Here is a 19553-nt window from a genome sequence, read left to right as displayed (position 1 = left end):
TTCGCTCCCCGACATGGACTCGAACCATGAACCTACGCATTAACAGTGCGTTGCTCTGCCAATTGAGCTATCGGGGATTGCTTTTCGGCGTTTTTATATTACCCCAAATGAGAGAGTGCAAAAACCGCACACCAAGTTCAGTATCTAGTAGCCAGCTTCTGTGTCGACAACCCCAATGAATTGTTCCCCTGCAACGAAGGCTGCGACGTTGCGTGAGATGCGCTCTGCCAGCAAAGGAGCTGTCATCTCAGGAGTATCTGCCATGTGAGGCGTGATGAGAACATTTGTTGCGCTCCAGAGTGGATGCCCATCAGGCAGAGGCTCAGGTTCTGTCACATCCATCGCAGCACCATAGATGAGTTCTGAATTCAATGCCGTAACGAGTGCATCCGGATCCACCAGTGGTCCGCGGGCAATATTGACTAACACAGCTGTGTTCTTCATCATGGCGAGCTCTTCAGAGCCGATGAGGTGTTTTGTCTCCCCCGTCAATGCCGCCGCAATAACCACAACATCTGCAGAGGGCAGCACTTTATGGAGCCGATCCGTTGTCACGGTACTGGAAGCTCCCGGAACCTGGCCAGCAGAGCGGCGAACCACCGTGATGTTTGTGTTGAAAGGTTCGAGAAGTCGAATGAGCTCGCGGGCAATGCCGCCAGCTCCAATAATCACGACGTTTTTGTGGAAGAGAGAAATACCTTTGGGTTCGGCATCCCAGCTCGTTGCTCGAATTCGACGTGGGAAAAGCCGCAGCAACGCAAGAATCATGCCGAAAGCATGTTCAGCCACAGGCTGGGCATAACAACCCTTTGCACTAGTGAAAACAAGGCCAGGTCGTGCTGCTTCAGCTAACACTTGCGCATATGCATCCACGCCTGCCCAGGGCAACTGAACCCAGGTGAGTTGAGGATTCGCTGCGAGGACTTCTCCAAGTTCTGCCGATTTCTTATAGGAAAGCCAGATCAAGCCACGTGTATCCGGACCAAGATTCTGAAGATCACCGCCTGCCGCGGTCACCGCCTCACGAAAGAATGCGCCACCAACAGCTGAGTTATCGTCTTGTTCTGGCATCACCGCAATTGGTCCTGCGTCGACGCGAGGGGCAGCGGCGGAAGTAGCCTCGTCCCCGAGAACAGCGCTGTGTTGTGGCACTTCACACACGCAGTCTTTCTGACGGATTTTCATGGACTAATCCTCGCGCAGTGAACGACGTTTTGTCTCAAGCTCCAGAAGTTCACGCTGGATCTCACGGCTCACTTCGCCCTGATCTACGCTGGTGCGCTGGAGACGACCAACTAGTTCGGACTTGCGGCGTACGAGGTCACGTTCAATCAAAGAAATCACGACGCCCCGGCAATAAATCTGTGTTTGTTCAGCGTTCTTCTGTGGCAAAGGTGCAACAGCAAGCTGGGTTACAAGAGGCTTGAAATCCTGCGGGAGATCGTTTTGAATGCGATCCAGCCACGTCTCTCCACCTAGTTCATTCACATTGGCACCAATGGCGTCGCGAACGGTTGCTAGGTTGGCGTCCATGATTGCGGACTGCACCGCATCAGCAGCTAGCTCAAGGCCGATGAGCTCGGGGTATTGAATCAATGCCATCAGAGCATCTCGTTCGAGACGAGTTGAAGGATCATTCTTCAATTCAAAAACACGGGGGCCTTCAGGTTCTGCAGGAGTATCTGCAGAGGCGTTGGCGGGAGAGCTAACTGGACGCTCCGTGGCAGGGCCAGCGTAGCCCTGACGCGCACCTTCAGCAGTCGTTTGCATCCCCTTTGAACGAGAGGCCTTCACAGCGTTGGAAACAGCCACCTGAGCTTCAGAAACATCCACACCGGTAAGGCGGGCAAGTTCTCTCGTGTATCCGGGGCGAAGCGCAGAGTCACGAATATCGGCCACAACAGGAGCTGCTTCACGGAGTGCGGCCACTCGTCCCTCGACAGTGTCCAGGTTGTAATTCTTTAACATCTGACGAATCACGAATTCAAACATGGGCACCTTGGCATCCATGAGATCACGAACAGCCTGTTCGCCTCGCTGCAGTCGCAAGTCGCAGGGGTCTAATCCTTCAGGGGCGACGGCGACAAAGGTCTGCGCAGCGAAACGCTGCTCTTCGGCGAAGGCTCGCATGGCGGCCTTCTGGCCCGCTGCATCTGGGTCGAAGGTGAAGATGACTTCACCGAGACCTGAGTCATCTCCCATGATGCGGCGAATGAGTTTGATGTGCTCCACGCCAAAGCTCGTTCCACATGTTGCTACAGCTGTGGTCACCCCAGAGAGGTGGGCAGCCATCACATCGGTATAGCCCTCGACCACAACGACGCGGCGGGATTTCGAGACGTCACGCTTTGCAAGATCCAGTCCGTAGAGCACTTGCTGCTTGTGATAGACCGGGGTTTCTGGAGTGTTGAGGTACTTAGGACCCTGATCATCGTCATAAAGCTTGCGGGCACCAAAACCAATGGTCTGCCCGGTCACATCACGAATAGGCCAAATCACGCGACCGCGGAAGCGGTCATAAACGCCCTTGTCTCCCTGAGAGAGCAAACCTGCTTGCAGCTGTTCTTCTTCGGTGAAACCCTTGGCCTTGAGGTGGTCACGAAGTTCATTCCACGCCTTGGGTGCGTACCCAATGCCGAAATGTTCTGCCGCTGCCTTGTCAAAGCCACGCTCCCCTAGGAACTTACGGCCTTCTGCAGCACCAGGCGTAGCCAGCTGCGCCACGAAGAATTCAGCGGCAGCTGTATTGGCAGCCAGGATGCGAGAACGGTTTCCTGACTCATTGGGCTTGCCTGAGCCTTCTTCGTAGTGAAGCTCAAAGTTGATGCGCTGAGCGAGACGCTCAATGGACTCCGTGAAGCTGAGGTGGTCCATTTTCTGAATGAAGGTATAAACGTCACCTGACTCTCCACAACCAAAGCAGTGAAAGTAGCCCACGGTGGGACGAACGTGGAAGCTCGGTGAGCGCTCATCATGGAAAGGGCACAGCCCCTTCATAGAGCCCACACCAGCGCTCTTGAGAGTGACGTAGTCGCCGATGACATCGGCGATGTTGACGCGCTGCTTGAGCTCTTCCACGTCTGCTTGACGAATACGACCTGCCACTAGGAAATCACCTGCGCAGAGTTGTTTCCGCCACAGAGACGGTCATGCCAGGCGAAGGCAGACTGGTCGGTCAAGCTGGCGACCTGGTCAATAACGATGCGACGACGAACAGCTTCATCCGTGGTTCGGTTCCAGTCGTCTGCAAAGTGTCGGTCCAAGACTTCAGTCCCCTGTGCAAACAGCGTGTTACACAGGTCAGTGAGAACTTCACGCTGTTGGGTATAGACCGGCTGACGTGAATTTGTAGTCATCACGAAAGCTGCAACGATTCCCTTGAGAACAGCAATCTCAGCACGAACCTCTGCTGGAACAATCACGTTGCCGCCAAAGCGAACCAAGTTCTGCTGCGGATGTGCTTCACGCGTGGCATGCACCGCTGCATGCGCGAATCGACCAATCAGCTGGCTGGTCAAGTTCTTGAGCTTGGCTTGCGCGATTCGCGAACCATCCCAGGTGTCAACCCAGACATCGAGGTTGTCGAGGCGGTCGAAAGCAGCAATGAGCTCATCGTGTGTGAATTCCCCACCAATCCACTCAAACATGGAGTCCACTAGTTCATCGTGGTTCACTCGAGCACCAAGCTCACCGGCATCTACGTAGCCGTTGAAGATGGCATCTTCAAAGTCATGCACGGAGTAGGCGATGTCATCGCTCAAGTCCATGACCTGCGCTTCGATGCAGCGCTGGCGATCAGGTGCGCCCTGGCGCATCCATTCGAAGACATCGAAGTCATCGGCATAGAAACCGAACTTGGCTCGACCTGTGGGATCAATCACGGCCTGCTGTTCGGGCCAGGGGTACTTCGTGCTGGCGTCCAAGCTGGCCCGGGTGAGGTTCAAGCCAAAGCTGCGACCGTTGGTCCCAAAAACTTTGGGCTCGAGGCGGGTGAGGAGACGCAAGGTCTGTGCATTTCCTTCAAAGCCGCCAATGTCTGCACACCAGGCGTTCAACGCCTTCTCCCCGTTGTGCCCAAAGGGAGGGTGCCCAATGTCGTGGGCCAGGCTTGCCGTGTCTACGACATCTGGATCCAGACGTAAACGTCCAGCTATCTCACGACCAACTTGAGCAACCTCAAGTGAGTGGGTCAGACGGTTGCGAGCAAAGTCGAGACCTGCTGTGGGACTGAGCACCTGTGTCTTTGCCGAAAGGCGACGCAGAGCACTGGAGTGAAGCAATCGAGCACGGTCACGAGCAAAGTCTGAACGACGTGAGGAGTGAGTCTCTTCGAGCATGCGCTCAGCATCAAACTCGGAGTATCCCGGAGTGATTACAGGGATAGAAGCGGTTTCGTGAATGTGATCAGACATTAGCCACCACTCGCATCGATTTCAGCGTGGGCAACAACAGCCTTCTCGGCGTCGCTGAGTGACTGTGAAGCCAACCACTGATCTGGCAGAGAAGGTCGCTTAGGCGTGCCCTGACGACCACGCTGACCCTCTGCATCTGCACCTGGGTAGGGAACAGTCCAGTCGAGCTGTCCAAGGAGGTCATCCAAGTGCTGCAAGCTGGTCACCTGAGCCAGTTGAGAGCGCACGTCTCCCCCAACGGGATAACCCTTGAAATACCACGCCATGTGCTTGCGAATATCGCGGCAGGCGTGCTCTTCTGTGTCAAAGAATTCAATCAACAGCTCAAGGTGACGGCGCAGCGTGGCAGCAACGTAACCCAGCGTGGGCTCGACCCTGTTTCCAGGTTCTTGCAAACCAGCACGCTCGCGGAACGCGGCGTCCAATTCAGCGAATAGCCACGGGCGCCCGAGGCATCCGCGTCCAACCACAACACCGTCGCAGTCGGTCTGATCCATCATCCGAATCGCGTCTTCAGCAGACCAGATGTCGCCATTACCCAGAACAGGAACACTGGTGATGGCTTGCTTAAGCTCACCGATGGCGTTCCAATCAGCGTGGCCTGAGTAAAACTCAGCGGCAGTTCGACCATGCAGAGCAATTGCAGACACTCCAGCGCCCTCAGCAGCTTTCCCCGCCTCAATAAAAGTGAGGTGGTCTGCGTCGATGCCTTTACGCATCTTGATGGTCAAAGGAATATCCCCTGCGGCCTTGACTGCTTCTTCGACAATCTCGCGGAAGAGGTCTTTCTTCCATGGCAGAGCTGAGCCGCCACCCTTGCGGGTGACCTTGGGCACGGGGCAACCAAAGTTCAAGTCAATGTGGTCTGCACGGTCTTCTGCCACCAACATGGTCACTGCTTCACGCACTGTTTTGGGGGCAACACCATAAAGCTGAATGGAGCGGATTTCTTCACTCGGGTGGGTCTGGATCAAGTGCATTGAGCCTGGTGTGCGCTCAACGAGTGCCCGAGAGGTAATCATCTCGGAGACAAAGATTCCGGAACCTTGCTCACGGCAGAGGCGACGGTAAGCCATGTTGGTAATACCAGCCATGGGTGCGAGTACGACAGGAACTTCGGCCTGAATAGGCCCAATGTTCAAATTGCCCGCCCGGGCACCTGTCTTCACACTCGTCATCGTCATTCGCTCCTGTGACTCCAGTATCCCACGTTGTGTGCTGGGACTGTAGCGGAAAGTGGAGAGTTAGTCCCTGTTTTCTGCAGCTTCTGTGAGGGCAGCTGCGAACGTTGCCGAATCCTGTGCACCAGAAATGCCGTATTTGCCGTCAATGACATAGAACGGAACACCGTTGATGCCATAAGCCTGAGCCTGGGCCATATCTGCCTTCACTGCAGCGAGGAACTCTTCCTCGTTCAACGAGCGCAACACATCGGCCTCATCAAGGCCAATTTCGGCAGCTAGCTTGGCAAGGTTTTCGCTCTTGCCCACATGCTCGCCGTCGATGAAGTAGGCCTTGAGGAGGCGTTCTTTCATCTCGAGTTGCTTGCCATGAGCCTTGGCATAGTGCAGAAGTTCATGCGCCTTGATGGTGTTGGTCTGGTGCACTTGGTCGTAGTTGTAATGCAGACCCACGCTCTCGGCGATGCCAGTAACGCGCTCTAACATCTGGTGCACCTGCTCAACAGGAATACCTTTACGTTCACTCAGGTACTGAACAGGATCGCCTTCGAAGTCGACGGGAGTATCGGGAGCAAGTTCAAACGAGTGGTACTCAATCTCAACAGGACGACCATACAGTTCAGCGCCCTTCTCAAACTTGCGCTTGCCGATGTAGCACCAGGGGCACTGCACGTCAGACCAGATATCGACCTTGATGGGATTGGTCATGAATAATCCTTTGCAACGAGTTCGATGATGGTCTGGGCAGCAGAGGCTGGCTGAGGCCGAACGGCCTTCACGAGTGCAGCAATTTCCTTGCTGCGATCAGGAAGAGTTCCTGACTCTGCTTGGGAGATGGCCTGTTCAACCTCAGCCATCGTGTGAACAGTAACGGTAGAAGCTGCTGCGATGGTCCCCAAAGGAGAGAAGTCCCAGTGCACGCTCTTTTCCCAGAAGATGGCGGGCTTCCCTGTCACAAGTGGGTATTCCGCGAGGAATGAGACTCCGTCGGTCACCAGCGCATCTGAAGCAAGCAACAGGGCTGTCAACGGGGCGCCAAGATCGGTGAACGTGTTGGGAAGAGCATCCCAGCGAGAACGCCAGTTATCGACCTCTTCTTGTGTCATCACTTCACGGTCAGTCATTGTGCCAAACAAAAACGGGTGGGGTCGAAAGACAATGTCCATCTCAGGGTGGTGCTCGGCAAAGGCGAGCATGGGCTCTCGTTGCTGGTTGAAGTGACCGAAATTCAACCAGCGATCGGCATAGCTGTGATGTGGGGCCCAAATCAGCTTGAAAGGAACCTTGCCACCTGTATGTTCTCTCACGATGGGCCAAATTGTTGGCACAGTGCCTTTGGCTTCCATCAATGCGTCAATCTTGGGAGTTCCGGTCAAGAATGCGTGATCACCACGACCGCTGGCATCAAAGGCAGCTTTGGTGTCAGCATCTTGCAAGAACACCATGTGAGCTAGCTGGTGAGTGGGCTGAGTGTATTGATGCGGAGCAACACCCGACTCCCCCGGCTCCTGCACGAGAGAAGTGGAGAAGTAGGGAACGTAGCAAACTTTGGTGAACTCGACCAGTTTTTCAATCTGGTAGTTCTTCTTGTAGTTGCGCTGCCAGGGATAGTTCAAGAACACATAGTCAGGGGCAAGCTCTTTGAGCCGGGCAAGGCCATCTTTGCTCTTCTTGAATGAAAATCGCTCATGCGCGATGCCCTGAGAGTCGAGGAAAGCACTGACTTTCTTCTCATCTCGGAACTTGTCATAGCCGGTGAGCTTGCGCGGCAGAGAAACCACCAGTGGTTCAAAGCGAGGGTCTGCCAGCATTCCTCGATAGACAGCATCAAGCGCATCCCAGGCTTCGAAATAGAAGACGAGGAAGACCACTCGGATAGGTCTGCTCATGCCACGACTTTAGGCGGAGAAAGAACTCTGCGCAGGCTATTTCGCGTTGGGCTTATCAATAGCCCCACCGAATCGGCGATCGCGACCAATGTATTGCTCAATGCTCTCCCACAGGTCTGTGCGCGAGAAAGAGGGCCAGAGCTGGTTCAAGAACACCATTTCGGCATATGCAGATTGCCAAAGCAGGAAGTTCGATGTGCGCTGTTCTCCGCTGGAACGAACAAAGAGATCCACATCGGGCATATCTGGAATGTAAAGATTCTTTGCTAAATACTTCTCAGTCACCTTGCTGGGGTTGATCTTTCCTGAGGCAACATCGTCTGCAATTTTGCGGACCGCGTCCGCGATCTCGGTTCGGCCGCCATAGTTGACGCACATGGTTAAAGTCAGAGTCTTGTTTTTCTTCGTGAGCTCTTCGGCGTATTGAAGTTCGTCAATCACGGAAGCCCAGAGCTTAGGCTTGCGGCCTGCCCAGCGCACGCGAACATCCCACTCATTGAGCTGATCGCGGCGACGGTGAAGGACATCACGGTTGAAGCCCATCAAGAAGCGCACTTCATCAGGTGAGCGCTTCCAGTTCTCGGTGCTGAAGGCATAGACACTGAGGTGTTTCACGCCAGCCTGGATTGCACCGGCCACAACATCAAGCAGAGCTGCTTCACCGGCTTTGTGGCCTTCCACTCGGGTGAGACCGCGCTGGTTCGCCCAGCGTCCATTGCCATCCATCACGATGGCCACGTGGTTGGGAACAGCACCATCAAAAGCGGGTGGATAGACACCCGTCCAGTCAATGGGCTTGTATTCGACCGCGTCTTTGTGCGTGTAGGGCTTACTCATTTCGCTACATGCTCCAAAGATCGAAGGGTTCGTTCCAAATGCCACTGTGTATAGGCAGAGACCAAGGCAGATGCCTTGCTCCAATTCTGCTGGGTATGAGCCTCAGCCGCATCCCACTCGCCACGAACGAGCGCATCTAACAACTCAACAACTTCAGGAACGATGTGCGGAGCACCGGGTGGTGCACACTTCACACAGACCATGCCACCGAGTTGAACAACAAAGCTCTCGTGCGGACCCATCTCACCACAGCGCGCACAGCTATCGAAGGTCGGTGCCCACCCTGCCAAGCTCAACGCACGCAGAAGATAAGAATCCAAAGTGAGTTCGGTGGGGTGCTCCTGCCGAGAGAGGGAGCGTAAGGCTCCCACCAGCAGCAGGTACTGCTGCGGGGAGCCTTCCAGCTCTGTGACTTTGTCAGCGGTTTCCACCATCACGCTTGCTGCAGTAAATCGTGGATAGTCATCCACGATGTCAGCGCCATAGGAAGCAATCGTTTCTGCCTGCTGAATGGTGTCCAAGCTACGGCCTTCATAGAACTGAATATCTGCGACCATGAAGGGCTCTAAGCGAGCACCGAACTTGGACGATGTTCTGCGCACACCCTTGGCAACGGCACGAACCTTGCCATGGCCTTTGGTCAGAAGCGTGACAATGCGATCTGCTTCACCGAGTTTGTGCGTGCGCAGCACCACTCCCTCGTCGCGGTAGGTGGGCATTACAGGTCTCGTTGAACGTCGATTGGGCCAGTGAGATCTGCGGGGCGAACCAACTTTGGATTACGTAAGGACTTCAACATCCGTTGTTCAGGCAGCGACCAACCGAAGCGGACCGCCAACAGGCGAAGAATGGTGGTCACTGCGACACTGAGCGGAACGCTGATTTCCAAGCCAATGTTTGCCTCGTTGCAGAGCAATAAAGCAATAGAACCAGCAGCTGCCGCAACTGCATAGAGCGAGCCCACATGCATCACAGAGATAGGCATGTTCAACAAGAGGTCTCGAATGAAACCGCCACCCACAGCTGTAATCACACCCACGAACAGAGCCGGAACAAAAGGCAAACCTGAAACCAGGGCAGCTGTCGTACCCAGGGCGCCAAACAAACCAAGTGCTAACGCATCTAGTGCCGTAATCATCCAGTCAATGCGTCGGATTACTCGTGCCAGGAACATACCTAACAGGGCAGCTCCAACTGCAACCAGGATGTACCAATTCTCAGTCAGTGCAATGGGCAAGCGGTTGAGCAAAATGTCTCGAAGGAATCCACCACCCAGACCGGTAGCTATGCCAATGACAGCAATGCCGAAAAGGTCAAGCTTGCGATCTCGGAAACCAGAAGCGTAGATCGCCCCCTGGAGACTACCGACGCCAATAGCGACGGCATTGACCCATCCGGGCACATCCAACGGCTCTGCAATCAGCATGAGTACAGGCTACGCCTGTGAGGCTCTAGGCAAGCTCAATGAGGTCGGCGTATTCCTTGTTCCAGTGGTCTTCAATACCGTCGGGAAGAATCAGCACACGCTCAGGGTTGAGCGCTTCAACAGCACCTGGGTCGTGCGAGACCAAAACAACGGAGCCTTTGTAGCTCGCCAGTGCACCCAAGATTTCTTCACGAGAAACAGGGTCCAAGTTGTTTGTGGGCTCATCCAGGAGCAATACGTTCGCACTGGAGACCACAAGCATTGCTAATGCCAATCGTGTCTTCTCCCCACCAGAGAGAACCCCCGCAGGCTTGAGAACGTCATCACCAGAGAACAGGAAGGAACCCAGCACCTTGCGGCACTCTGTTTCTGTCATGTGGGCTGCAGCAGAAACCATGTTCTGTAAGACCGAGTCCTGCACACGCAGAGTTTCGTGCTCCTGGGCGTAGTAGCCAACCTTGAGGCCGTGACCTTCGATCACCTCACCGGTGTCGGGCTTGTCTACGCCGGCGAGAATACGCAGCAAGGTTGTCTTGCCCGCACCGTTGAATCCCAGAATGACAACCTTTGAACCACGGTCAATAGCCAAATCAACTGCGGTAAAGATCTCGAGGGATCCATATGAACGAGAAAGGTCTGTCGCCATCAGTGGCGTCTTGCCACAGGGGGCAGGATCTGGGAAGCGCAGCTTCGCCACCTTGTCGCTCATGCGAACTTCATCTAGTCCAGCAAGAAGAGTCTCAGCACGACGAGCCATCTGCTTTGCTGCCACAGCACCGGATGCACGGGCACCCATCTTGGCGGCCTGAGTCTGGAGCGTGGAGGCCTTCTGCTCCGCGTTGGCACGTTCACGCTTACGGCGTTGTTCGTCCTGCTCACGCTGCTTCTGGTAGTTCTTCCAGTTCATGTTGTAGACGTCAATGACCTGGCGGTTGGCATCGAGATAGAACACTCGGTTCACTGTTTCGCCGACGAGTTCGACATCGTGACTGATGATGATCAGTCCGCCCTGGTAGCCCTTGAGGAATTCACGCAGCCAGACAACTGAGTCGGCATCCAAGTGGTTGGTGGGCTCATCGAGGAGCATTGTTTCCGCTCCGGAGAACAAAATACGAGCCAATTCAATACGGCGTCGCTGTCCACCAGAAAGAGTCTTGAGTGGCTGATCGAGGATGCGATCAGGTAACTGAAGGTTCGAAGCAATCGAGGCAGCTTCTGCCTCAGCAGCATAGCCACCGAGTGCATCGAATCGGTCTGCGAGCTCGCCATACTTGCGCATTGCTTCAGCAGCAACTTTTTCGTCAGCATCGCCCATGAGCATGCTGCTCTCAGACATGCCCTGCACGAGCGAACCCAGGCCACGAGCGTTGAGAATACGGGTGCGGGCAAGCTCTTCAGGGTCACCGGAGCGAGGATCCTGCGGGAGATAACCAATCTCTCCGCCGACCTCAATGAGGCCACCAGCTGGTTGTAGATCGCCTGCGAGTGTCTTTGTCAACGTGGTCTTGCCGGCACCGTTACGGCCGACCAACCCAATCTTGTCTCCGTTGGAAACGCGGAAGGAAACTTCCGACATGAGCACTCGGGCGCCTACGCGCAGCTCAAGGTCTTGGACGTTGAGCACAGGCTTTTCCCGATTCTTTGGTACATCTTGGCTAAGCCATAAGGCTCATTACTTCCTTTAGTATATTTCTATGTCGAACATCACTCTTGCTGCTTCACGTCCCGTGCTCGCTGACCGCATCGGTTCACGCACACTCGCTACCGATGTTGCCCTCATTGCTGCTGGTGCAGTTCTGACCGCAGGTGCAGCTCAGCTGGTTATCCCTATGTGGCCTGTGCCCATTACGGGACAGACCTTCGCGGTGCTGTTCGTCGGTGCAACCCTCGGTTCTCTCCGTGGCGCACTCTCCATGCTTCTTTATGTAGGCCTCGGTGTTGCAGGTCTTCCTGTCTTTGCTGAAGGCGGCGCTGGTCTGGCCAAGCTTGCTGGCCCCACCGGTGGTTACATGATCGGCTTCGTCCTGGCAGCAGCTCTCGTGGGCTGGCTCGCACAGAAGCAGTGGGACCGTAAGGTTCTGGGCACCATCGGTGCTTTCCTTGCCGGTACTGCCGTCATCTACGCAGTAGGTCTCCCCTGGCTTTCTGTTGCCCTTGGTCAGCTGGGTTACCCCAACGACCTCAGCGCAACTCTCCAGGCTGGTCTCTACCCCTTCATCCCAGGCGACCTGATTAAGGCTCTGGCAGCTGGCGGACTGCTTCCTCTCGTGTGGAAGCTCACCAGCCGCACCAAGTAACACCCTGAACATCACGAAAGCCCCTGACATTCGTCAGGGGCTTTCGCTTTATACAGGTGAAATGTCGCAGGGGTGCGACGAACAGATCAACCTGTAGGTCTTCGCGTATTCGCGAGTACTGATTACAGCAGAGAATCCAGTGCTTGCGCAAGGTCTTCGATGAGGTCATCAATATCCTCGATGCCCACACTGATGCGCACCAAGTTCGAAGGCACCTCAAGGGCCGTGCCTTCGACAGAGTGGTGAGTCATGAGTCCTGGGTGTTCAATGAGGGATTCAACCCCACCCAATGAAGGAGCAAGAATGAACAAATTGGTGCGGGTAGTCAGCGCAGTTGCTGCCTTCTCTCCCCCAGCAAGCTGGATAGACATCATTCCTCCAAAGAGCGACATCTGACGCTTAGCCACGTCGTGACCAGGGTGCGATTCAAGCCCTGGGTAGAGCACACGTTCCACAGCTTTGTGGTTTTCAAAACGCTCAGCGAGAGCCATCGCATTGCTGGAGTGACGTTCCATACGGACACCGAGTGTCTTGATGCCACGCAAGGTCAGATACGCATCGAATGGTGAGGAAATCGCACCCAGCCAGTTCTGTATTTGGGCTACCTTCTCGGCGAGAGCGGCATCCTTGAGTACTAGCGCTCCGCCGACCACGTCACTGTGGCCACCGAGGTATTTGGTGGTGGAGTGCAAAACAACGTCAGCACCGAGCTCAAAAGGGCGCTGAAGTGCTGGAGTGGCAAAGGTGTTGTCCACGAGAACTAATGCCCCATGCTTGTGGGCAATCTTAGAAACGCCTTCAATGTCCACGATGGTCATCATGGGGTTGGTGGGGGTCTCAATTCGAACCACTCGAGGCTTGGTGGTCTTGATGATCTCCTCGACAGAGGTGAGATCAGTGAAGTCGATGCACGAGTTCGTTACACCCCATGGACCATAGACCTGTTCAATAGCGCGGTAGGAGCCACCATACGCATCGTTTCCGAGAACAATGTGATCACCGGGCTTCAAAACAGCACGGAAGAATGCATCTTCTGCAGCCATGCCACTGGCGAAAGAATAAGACAGCAATCCACCTTCGAGAGAGGTGAGGTTCTCTTGCAGTGCTGTACGTGTCGGGTTGTCGCAACGCGAGTATTCGAAACCATTCAGGGGTGTTCCTGCCACCTCTTGCTCAAATGTTGAAGAGAGGTAGATGGGCGGGACAACAGCACCCGTGGTGGGGTCTGAGGTTTGTCCTGCGTGAATTGAACGCGTATTGAATCCCTGAGGCATGTTCTCAGGCTAAAGGAGAGAAAGAAGTTGTTAAAAATTTCTTTCCAGAATTGTTACGACGAACAGTTCCTAGATTGAGAATCCGAGGGCGCGCATCATTTCGCGGCCGTCGTCGGTGATCTTCTCAGGACCCCATGGTGGCATCCAGACCCAGTTGATGCGGAAGGCATCAACGACCTTATCCAGTGCTTCAGCGGTCTGCTCTTCAATCACATCGGTGAGAGGGCAACCTGCACTGGTCAGAGTCATGTGAATGATCAGTGCATCATTCTCGTCATCCCACTTGAGGTCATAGATGAGCCCCAGGTCAACAATGTTGATACCTAGTTCAGGGTCCATAACCTCTTTGAGTGCATCAATGCACTCGTTGTAGCGGTCGTCAGAGAGCTCAGAGGACATTGTTAGGCAATCTCGAGGTAACGGTCGTAACCCTCAGACTCGAGGCGATCAGCGAGCTCGGGGCCGCCTTCTTCGGCAACCTTGCCGTTGACGAATACGTGAACGAACTCAGGCTTGATGTAACGAAGAATGCGCGTGTAGTGAGTGATGAGGAGCACACCCATGTCTGAGTTCTCCTTGGCACGGTTCACGCCTTCAGAAACGATCTTGAGGGCGTCTACGTCCAAACCAGAGTCAGTCTCATCCAGAACAGCGAACTTGGGCTTGAGCAGTTCGAGCTGAAGAATCTCGTGACGCTTCTTCTCACCACCCGAGAAGCCTTCGTTGACGTTTCGCTCAGCAAAGCTGGAGTCCATCTTGAGGTTCGCCATTGATTCGCGAACATCCTTGATCCAGTTACGCAGAGAAGGTGCTTCGCCATCGATAGCGGTCTTGGCGGTGCGGAGGAAGTTGGTGACTGTCACACCAGGGATCTCGACGGGGTACTGCATGGCCAAGAACAGGCCAGCCTTGGCACGTTCGTCCACGCTCATCTCGAGTACGTCCACGCCATCAAGAGTGATGGAGCCGCTGTCCACGGTGTACTTGGGGTGTCCTGCGATTGTGTAAGCCAGGGTCGACTTGCCTGAACCGTTGGGGCCCATGATGGCGTGGGTTTCACCCGAGTTGATCTCTAGGTTGACGCCGCGCAGAATCTGCTTGGTGCCCTGGTCGGTCTCGACGCTGACGTGCAGGTCGGTGATCTTCAGAGTTGACATGGCTTAGATCTCTTTCGTGACGGTGGGGTCAATGAAAATCTCGCCGTCGATAACCTCGACGACAAAAACGGGTACGGGTTCGTAGGCAGGCAACGTCAGTGGCTTGCCGGTGGTGAGTTCAAACTTGGAGCCGTGAGCCCAGCATTCGAGGGTGTCGTCTTCGACGAACCCTTCAGAGAGGGAAATATCTCCATGAGTGCAAGTGTCACCAATGGCGTGGATATCTCCAGCAGCGTCAAGCACGAGTGCGACGGGAATGCCGCCCACAACAACCTTCTTGGCCTGGTTGAGCACGAGCTCACTTGCAGCACATACCTTTTCTGCAGCCATTACTTCACTCCAGCTTCAAGTTCGGCGTTGAGGGAGGCCTCAATGCGTTCAGCAAGAGCAGGTACGCCCAGTTGCTGAACAACTTCATTCAAGAATCCACGAACAACAAGGCGACGTGCTTCTTCTTCACTGATGCCGCGGGCCTGGAGATAGAAAAGCTGCTCGTCATCGAAACGACCGGTTGCTGACGCGTGGCCAGCGCCAGCGATATCACCGGTCTCGATTTCAAGGTTAGGAATTGAATCAGCACGTGTGCCCTCGGTGAGCATGAGGTTACGGTTCTGCTCATAGGAGTCGGTGCCAGTTGCCTTGTTACCGATGAGAACGTCACCGATCCAGACAGTGCGAGCACCCTTGCCCTGCAGTGCACCCTTGTAGGTAACACGGCTCTTGGACTGGGGTGCATCGTGGTTGACGTAGACCTGCTGTTCGATGTGCTGGTGGGCATCTGCAAAGTAGACACCGAGCATGTTGACCGATGAACCATCTTCAGCAAGAACAGTGGATGGGTTCACACGAATGACTTCACCGGTCAGCGAGACAACGCTGTGCTGAAGCGAGGCATTGCGGCCCACACGCGAGAAGTGGCTAGCCAAGTGCAGTGCGTCATCGTTCCATTCCTGGACAGAAATGACGTTGAGCTCTGCCTCAGCACCGACGAGAATCTCGACGTTCTCAACCAGGCGAGCATCTCCGTTGTTCTGAAGAACGACAGTTCCCTTGGAGAACGGAGCTGCTTCAATCACAATGTGGGCGGCACGGTGAGTGGTGCCGAGTGCATCACGAGTAATCGTGATCTCGGAGACATCTTCAGACATGACGGAAACCAGAAGTACTTCGGTAGCAGCTGCCCATGCGTTGGCAGATGCCTTGTCTTCAGGCAGCCCAGCGGAACCGACACGTGGGTCAGTAACCGGAATCCATGACAGAGATACTCCAGCTGTTTCTGAAGCGGTGTAGTCAAATCGCGAGCCATCGAGGTCACCAGCGATGAGTTCCTGCAGCTTCGCTACAGGGGTGAACTTCCAGTCGAGTTCACGACCGGTAACCGCGTCAAAATCGGCTGGATTAGTCGATTTCGGGCGCGCAGAACGAACTTGTACGGGAACAGTCACTTAGCCCACGGATCCTTCCATGCCGATTTCAATCAGCTTGTTGAGCTCGAGTGCATATTCCATGGGAAGTTCACGAGAGATGGGCTCAATGAATCCACGAACAATCATGGCCATTGCTTCGTCTTCTGCCATACCGCGGCTCATCAGATAGAAGAGCTGGTCTTCACTGACCTTGGAGACAGTTGCCTCGTGGCCGAGTTGAACGTCATCGACACGAATGTCGATAGCAGGGTAGGTATCAGAACGAGACTGAGTGTCCACCAAAAGCGCATCACAACGAACGGTGTTCGCAGAGTTGTGGGCATTGGCATCGATACGGATTTCACCGCGGTAACCGGCACGGCCACCACCACGAGCAATCGACTTAGAGACGATTGAGCTCTGCGTGTTAGGAGCCATGTGAATCATCTTGGCGCCAGCGTCTTGGTGCTGTCCGGGACCTGCGAAAGCAATGGAGAGAGTCTCACCCTTTGCACCTTCACCGACCAAGTAGACCGAGGGGTACTTCATGGTGACCTTGGAACCGAGGTTTCCATCAATCCACTCCATGGTTGCGCCCTCGTGCGCAATCGCACGCTTGGTGACCAGGTTGTAGACGTTGTTGGACCAGTTCTGGATGGTGGTGTAGCGAACGCGGGCGTTCTTCTTCACAATAATTTCCACCACAGCAGAGTGCAGAGAGTCGCTCTTGTAGATCGGTGCTGTACATCCTTCGATGTAGTGCACGTAGCTTCCCTCGTCAGCAATGATGAGGGTGCGCTCGAACTGACCCATGTTTTCCGTGTTGATACGGAAGTAGGCCTGGAGAGGAATCTCGACGTGTACACCGGGGGGCACGTAGACGAAGGATCCGCCCGACCACACCGCAGTATTGAGTGCAGCGAACTTGTTGTCTCCCGAAGGGATGACGGTGCCGAAGTATTCTTCGAAGAATTCGGGGTGCTCTTTCAGAGCAGTGTCGGTGTCCATGAAGATGACACCTTGGCGCTCAAGCTCTTCGTTGATCTGGTGGTAAACCACTTCAGATTCGTACTGTGCTGCCACACCCGCAACGAGTCGCTGACGTTCTGCCTCAGGAATACCCAGCTTTTCGTAGGTGTCCTTGATTTCATCGGGGAGGTCTTCCCAAGTTTGGGCTTGACGTTCCGTTGAACGGACAAAGTACTTGATGTTGTCGAAGTGAATACCGGAGAGATCTGCACCCCAGTTAGGCATGGGCTTACGGCCAAAGATTTCATACGCCTTCAAGCGCATCTTGAGCATCCACTCGGGCTCAGACTTCAGCCCAGAGATGTCCGAAACGACTTCAGCACTGATGCCTCGGCGAGCGCTTGCTCCAGCCGCATCTTTATCGTGCCAACCGAATTCATACTGACCAATGCCCTCAAGTTCGGGCCGGTCAATCAGGATGTCTGACATGGCACTCTTCCTTACGAATCTAGACTGAGAAGAGAACGCACGAACTGTCGCGAAAACCGCGGCAATCTCGCATGTTCTCGCCCTCGAGATATCGGCTTACGCACGATCACATTGAACTTACTTAGCCTAGCCTTACTTCATTAGTAAAGACAGGGTAAATAAGTTCTTCCTGAGCGAACAACAACTATTCACCAAAGGATTATTCCCATCGTGAGAACACTTATCGACTGGTTCCCCACCACGGTTGACCGTAAGGTCCGTATCGCAGCGTGGGTAACGCTGGTTGTTCAGACGTTGATTGTCGTCACAGGTGGCGCTGTACGCCTTACCGCCAGTGGCTTAGGCTGCCCCACCTGGCCCACCTGCACCGAAGACTCCTTGGTGAACACCCCCGAGATGGGTATTCACGGCATTATCGAATTTGGTAACCGCCTCCTGACCTTCCTGCTGGTCATTGTCGCGATTGTGACGTTTGCCCTCATTCTGCGCATGCGTAAACAACGTCGTGACTTGTTCTGGCTGACTCTGCTGATCGGCTTAGGTATCCCTACCCAGGCTGTCATCGGAGGTATCTCTGTACTTACTCAGCTGAACCCCTATGTTGTCGGCCTGCACTTCATCGTCTCGATCGCCATGGTTGTGCTGTCGACTGTCCTGGTCTTCAACGCATACAACGGCAATGGCCCCTGGACCTGCGCTGTCTCCGGGGTCACCATCACATTTGCGTGGATGATGGCATCGTTCCAATTCATCACCATTTGTGTAGGCGTGCTCACTACTGGGTCTGGACCACACGCAGGTGATGCTGAGGCTCCCCGTAATGGCCTCAACAGCGAACTGCTGCAACACATCCACTCCTACCCCGCATATATCGCCGTGGGACTAGCTGCGGTCACACTGTTTCTTGCCATCCGCCATAAATCGGCGGCTCTTCGCATTGCTGTGATCGCGCTCTTGGCCGTCAACGCAGCACAAATCATGGTGGGTATTGCTCAATCACGCATGGGACTGCCTGAGCTCCTGGTGGGGCTGCACATGCTCCTGGCATGCTTGGTCACCATTGCAGTGACAAATGTGCTGCTGAACCTGCGGAAGCCAGTCAGCTAGCAGTTCTGCTCAGCTAGAAAGGCAGCAGAGCATCAATGGCTACCGCAAGGAATATCAGCGATAAGTAGCCATTGGAGAAGTGGAACAAGCGCATGGGCTTGGGATCTTCATCGCGCAGCGCTCGTGAGTAAAGCATGTGGCTTTCTGCCAAGAACCAAATACCTGACACGGTCGCAATAGCTGTGTACACCCAACCCATGTGACCGATGGGCACGAGGAGCAAGGTTGCTGCAAAGGTTGCCCAGGCATAAAGAACAATCTGAAGCCCCACGGTGACACGTCCACGCACCACGGTGAGCATGGGAACGTTGGCGTTCTTGTAGTCCTCGCGGTAACGCCAGGACAGAGGCCAGTAGTGCGGTGGCGTCCACAAGAAGATGATGAGGAACAGAACGACAGGAGTCCAGGTCAGCGAACCGGTGACTGCAGCCCAGCCTATGAGCACGGGGAAACCACCGGCAGCACCGCCCCAGACAATGTTCTGTGGGGTGCGGCGCTTGAGTACCAGGCTGTAAATGATGACGTAGAAGGCAATAGCTGAGACGGAGAGTGAAGCAGCCAACACATTCGTAAAGAGCAAGAACCACACTGTGGAGATGATTGCTAATGCCCAGGCGAAAACGATCGCTTCACGGTCAGAGATTTCACCTGTGACGAGAGGGCGGCCCTTGGTGCGGTTCATCACACGATCGATATCGCGGTCGATGTAGCAGTTGAAGGTTCCGGCAGAACCGGCGCTCATCATGCCGCCGAGGAGAACGACGAGAACCAGCCACAGGTTGGGAATGCCCTCCTGAGCCAAAAACATGGTCGGAATGGTCACTGCGAGAAGCAGTTCCATCACGCGAGGCTTAGTCAGCGAAACATACGCCGCAACTTTGCGCTTAAAACCGACCTTGGACACCGCTGTGGTGCCAGATTCGGAAGCGTTCATAAGTCCTCAAGTGATGAGTGCGCGAGAGCCTCAAGTCTACGGGAGGTAAAGGTTCGACATATGGCACGTTCCCCGCCAGCGTAAGCCTGCGCACGCCTATACTTAGAGGAGCCGTTATTCGGCGTGCATGGCTGTAATTTCCAGTCATCGTAATTTCTCCCTCACCTCCCCCGCG

At 54.8% G+C, this 19553-nt stretch carries 19 protein-coding genes and 1 tRNA gene; 2 read left to right on the top strand and 18 right to left on the bottom strand.

The genetic code is table 11. From position 1 onward, the window contains the following. Positions 1-4: 4 nt before the first annotated feature. The 11 genes from Q0362_RS06310 to Q0362_RS06260 form a co-directional block, all read right to left on the bottom strand. A tRNA-Asn gene (locus Q0362_RS06310) sits at positions 5-77 on the bottom strand. 67 nt (positions 78-144) lie between these two features. Continuing rightward, entirely contained in the window at positions 145-1185 is a 1041-nt protein-coding gene (locus tag Q0362_RS06305; RefSeq protein ID WP_298121393.1) for a D-isomer specific 2-hydroxyacid dehydrogenase family protein, read from the bottom strand. A 3-nt stretch (positions 1186-1188) separates the two neighbouring features. Further along, on the bottom strand, positions 1189-3105 hold the full coding sequence (dnaG, locus tag Q0362_RS06300) for a DNA primase (protein ID WP_298121390.1): 1917 nt from the start codon (positions 3103-3105) through the stop codon (positions 1189-1191). After that, a complete protein-coding gene (locus tag Q0362_RS06295; protein ID WP_298121387.1) occupies positions 3105-4412 on the bottom strand; it encodes a deoxyguanosinetriphosphate triphosphohydrolase in 1308 nt (435 codons plus the stop codon). The genes dnaG and Q0362_RS06295 overlap by 1 nt, the downstream gene beginning before the upstream one ends. After that, positions 4412-5590 carry a tRNA dihydrouridine synthase DusB gene (gene dusB / locus Q0362_RS06290; RefSeq protein ID WP_298121384.1) on the bottom strand — a complete coding sequence of 393 codons (1179 nt, stop codon included), beginning with the start codon at positions 5588-5590 and terminating at the stop codon, positions 4412-4414. Before dusB ends, Q0362_RS06295 begins: the two co-directional genes overlap by 1 nt. Before the next feature lie 66 nt (positions 5591-5656). Continuing rightward, positions 5657-6301, bottom strand: coding sequence for a DsbA family protein (locus Q0362_RS06285; protein WP_298121381.1), 645 nt, complete (start codon positions 6299-6301; stop codon positions 5657-5659). Then, positions 6298-7482 carry a hypothetical protein gene (locus Q0362_RS06280; RefSeq protein ID WP_298121378.1) on the bottom strand — a complete coding sequence of 395 codons (1185 nt, stop codon included), beginning with the start codon at positions 7480-7482 and terminating at the stop codon, positions 6298-6300. Before Q0362_RS06280 ends, Q0362_RS06285 begins: the two co-directional genes overlap by 4 nt. 36 nt (positions 7483-7518) lie before the next feature. Then, positions 7519-8319 carry an isoprenyl transferase gene (locus tag Q0362_RS06275; RefSeq protein ID WP_298121375.1) on the bottom strand — a complete coding sequence of 267 codons (801 nt, stop codon included), beginning with the start codon at positions 8317-8319 and terminating at the stop codon, positions 7519-7521. After that, positions 8316-9038, bottom strand: coding sequence for a DNA repair protein RecO (recO, locus tag Q0362_RS06270; RefSeq protein ID WP_298121372.1), 723 nt, complete (start codon positions 9036-9038; stop codon positions 8316-8318). The genes Q0362_RS06275 and recO overlap by 4 nt, the downstream gene beginning before the upstream one ends. Then, positions 9038-9745 carry a trimeric intracellular cation channel family protein gene (locus Q0362_RS06265; RefSeq protein WP_298121369.1) on the bottom strand — a complete coding sequence of 236 codons (708 nt, stop codon included), beginning with the start codon at positions 9743-9745 and terminating at the stop codon, positions 9038-9040. The genes recO and Q0362_RS06265 overlap by 1 nt, the downstream gene beginning before the upstream one ends. Before the next feature lie 25 nt (positions 9746-9770). Further along, a complete protein-coding gene (locus Q0362_RS06260; protein WP_298121366.1) occupies positions 9771-11369 on the bottom strand; it encodes an ABC-F family ATP-binding cassette domain-containing protein in 1599 nt (532 codons plus the stop codon). A 70-nt stretch (positions 11370-11439) separates the two neighbouring features. Here Q0362_RS06260 and Q0362_RS06255 point away from each other — a divergent pair, with 70 nt between their 5' ends. Next, the gene (locus Q0362_RS06255; RefSeq protein ID WP_298121363.1) at positions 11440-12042 is read left to right on the top strand and encodes a biotin transporter BioY; all 603 of its coding nucleotides are present in this window, start codon (positions 11440-11442) and stop codon (positions 12040-12042) included. A gap of 122 nt (positions 12043-12164) precedes the next feature. On the opposite strand, the gene Q0362_RS06250 is transcribed toward Q0362_RS06255, so the two are convergent. The 6 genes from Q0362_RS06250 to sufB form a co-directional block, all read right to left on the bottom strand. After that, the gene (locus tag Q0362_RS06250) at positions 12165-13316 is read right to left on the bottom strand and encodes a cystathionine gamma-synthase (RefSeq protein ID WP_298121358.1); all 1152 of its coding nucleotides are present in this window, start codon (positions 13314-13316) and stop codon (positions 12165-12167) included. 69 nt (positions 13317-13385) lie between these two features. Then, positions 13386-13715 (bottom strand): metal-sulfur cluster assembly factor, encoded by a 330-nt coding sequence (locus tag Q0362_RS06245; RefSeq protein WP_298121355.1) that lies wholly within the window; start codon positions 13713-13715, stop codon positions 13386-13388. Positions 13716-13717: 2 nt separating this feature from the next. Further along, positions 13718-14473, bottom strand: coding sequence for a Fe-S cluster assembly ATPase SufC (gene sufC / locus Q0362_RS06240; protein WP_280794787.1), 756 nt, complete (start codon positions 14471-14473; stop codon positions 13718-13720). A 3-nt stretch (positions 14474-14476) separates the two neighbouring features. Next, positions 14477-14803: a non-heme iron oxygenase ferredoxin subunit gene (locus Q0362_RS06235; protein WP_277495360.1), complete on the bottom strand. Its 327-nt coding sequence runs from the start codon at positions 14801-14803 to the stop codon at positions 14477-14479. Next, complete coding sequence (gene sufD, locus Q0362_RS06230; protein WP_298121346.1) at positions 14803-15918, bottom strand: Fe-S cluster assembly protein SufD; 1116 nt, start codon at positions 15916-15918, stop codon at positions 14803-14805. The genes Q0362_RS06235 and sufD overlap by 1 nt, the downstream gene beginning before the upstream one ends. Next, positions 15919-17337 (bottom strand): Fe-S cluster assembly protein SufB, encoded by a 1419-nt coding sequence (sufB, locus tag Q0362_RS06225; RefSeq protein ID WP_280794790.1) that lies wholly within the window; start codon positions 17335-17337, stop codon positions 15919-15921. It abuts the gene before it with no gap. 210 nt (positions 17338-17547) lie between these two features. Between sufB and Q0362_RS06220 the strand changes: the two genes are divergently transcribed. Beyond that, positions 17548-18444, top strand: a complete 897-nt coding sequence (locus Q0362_RS06220) for a heme A synthase (RefSeq protein ID WP_298121343.1) — start codon at positions 17548-17550, stop codon at positions 18442-18444. A 13-nt stretch (positions 18445-18457) separates the two neighbouring features. Here the strand turns inward: Q0362_RS06220 and Q0362_RS06215 are convergent, their stop codons facing one another. Continuing rightward, entirely contained in the window at positions 18458-19378 is a 921-nt protein-coding gene (locus Q0362_RS06215) for a heme o synthase (protein WP_298121339.1), read from the bottom strand. Positions 19379-19553: the final 175 nt, after the last annotated feature.

The organism is uncultured Aurantimicrobium sp. (assembly GCF_936931525.1).
In the GTDB taxonomy this organism is placed as follows: Bacteria; Actinomycetota; Actinomycetes; order Actinomycetales; family Microbacteriaceae; genus Aurantimicrobium.
Note: the sequence above shows the minus strand (reverse complement) of the source record. Positions and strands in the feature narration are given on the sequence as shown.

Bases quoted from the DNA above. Each gene is read 5' to 3' on its own strand.
- Q0362_RS06265 (WP_298121369.1), bottom strand. From the start codon at position 9,745: ATGCTGATTGCAGAGCCGTTGGATGTGCCCGGATGGGTCAATGCCGTC.
- Q0362_RS06295 (WP_298121387.1), bottom strand. From the start codon at position 4,412: ATGTCTGATCACATTCACGAAACCGCTTCTATCCCTGTAATCACTCCG.
- recO (WP_298121372.1), bottom strand. From the start codon at position 9,038: ATGCCCACCTACCGCGACGAGGGAGTGGTGCTGCGCACGCACAAACTC.
- Q0362_RS06305 (WP_298121393.1), bottom strand. From the start codon at position 1,185: ATGAAAATCCGTCAGAAAGACTGCGTGTGTGAAGTGCCACAACACAGC.
- Q0362_RS06280 (WP_298121378.1), bottom strand. From the start codon at position 7,482: ATGAGCAGACCTATCCGAGTGGTCTTCCTCGTCTTCTATTTCGAAGCC.
- Q0362_RS06285 (WP_298121381.1), bottom strand. From the start codon at position 6,301: ATGACCAATCCCATCAAGGTCGATATCTGGTCTGACGTGCAGTGCCCC.
- dusB (WP_298121384.1), bottom strand. From the start codon at position 5,590: ATGACGAGTGTGAAGACAGGTGCCCGGGCGGGCAATTTGAACATTGGG.
- Q0362_RS06275 (WP_298121375.1), bottom strand. From the start codon at position 8,319: ATGAGTAAGCCCTACACGCACAAAGACGCGGTCGAATACAAGCCCATT.
- sufB (WP_280794790.1), bottom strand. From the start codon at position 17,337: ATGTCAGACATCCTGATTGACCGGCCCGAACTTGAGGGCATTGGTCAG.
- Q0362_RS06250 (WP_298121358.1), bottom strand. From the start codon at position 13,316: ATGCCTCAGGGATTCAATACGCGTTCAATTCACGCAGGACAAACCTCA.
- Q0362_RS06215 (WP_298121339.1), bottom strand. From the start codon at position 19,378: ATGAACGCTTCCGAATCTGGCACCACAGCGGTGTCCAAGGTCGGTTTT.
- sufC (WP_280794787.1), bottom strand. From the start codon at position 14,473: ATGTCAACTCTGAAGATCACCGACCTGCACGTCAGCGTCGAGACCGAC.
- Q0362_RS06245 (WP_298121355.1), bottom strand. From the start codon at position 13,715: ATGTCCTCTGAGCTCTCTGACGACCGCTACAACGAGTGCATTGATGCA.
- Q0362_RS06235 (WP_277495360.1), bottom strand. From the start codon at position 14,803: ATGGCTGCAGAAAAGGTATGTGCTGCAAGTGAGCTCGTGCTCAACCAG.
- Q0362_RS06255 (WP_298121363.1), top strand. From the start codon at position 11,440: ATGTCGAACATCACTCTTGCTGCTTCACGTCCCGTGCTCGCTGACCGC.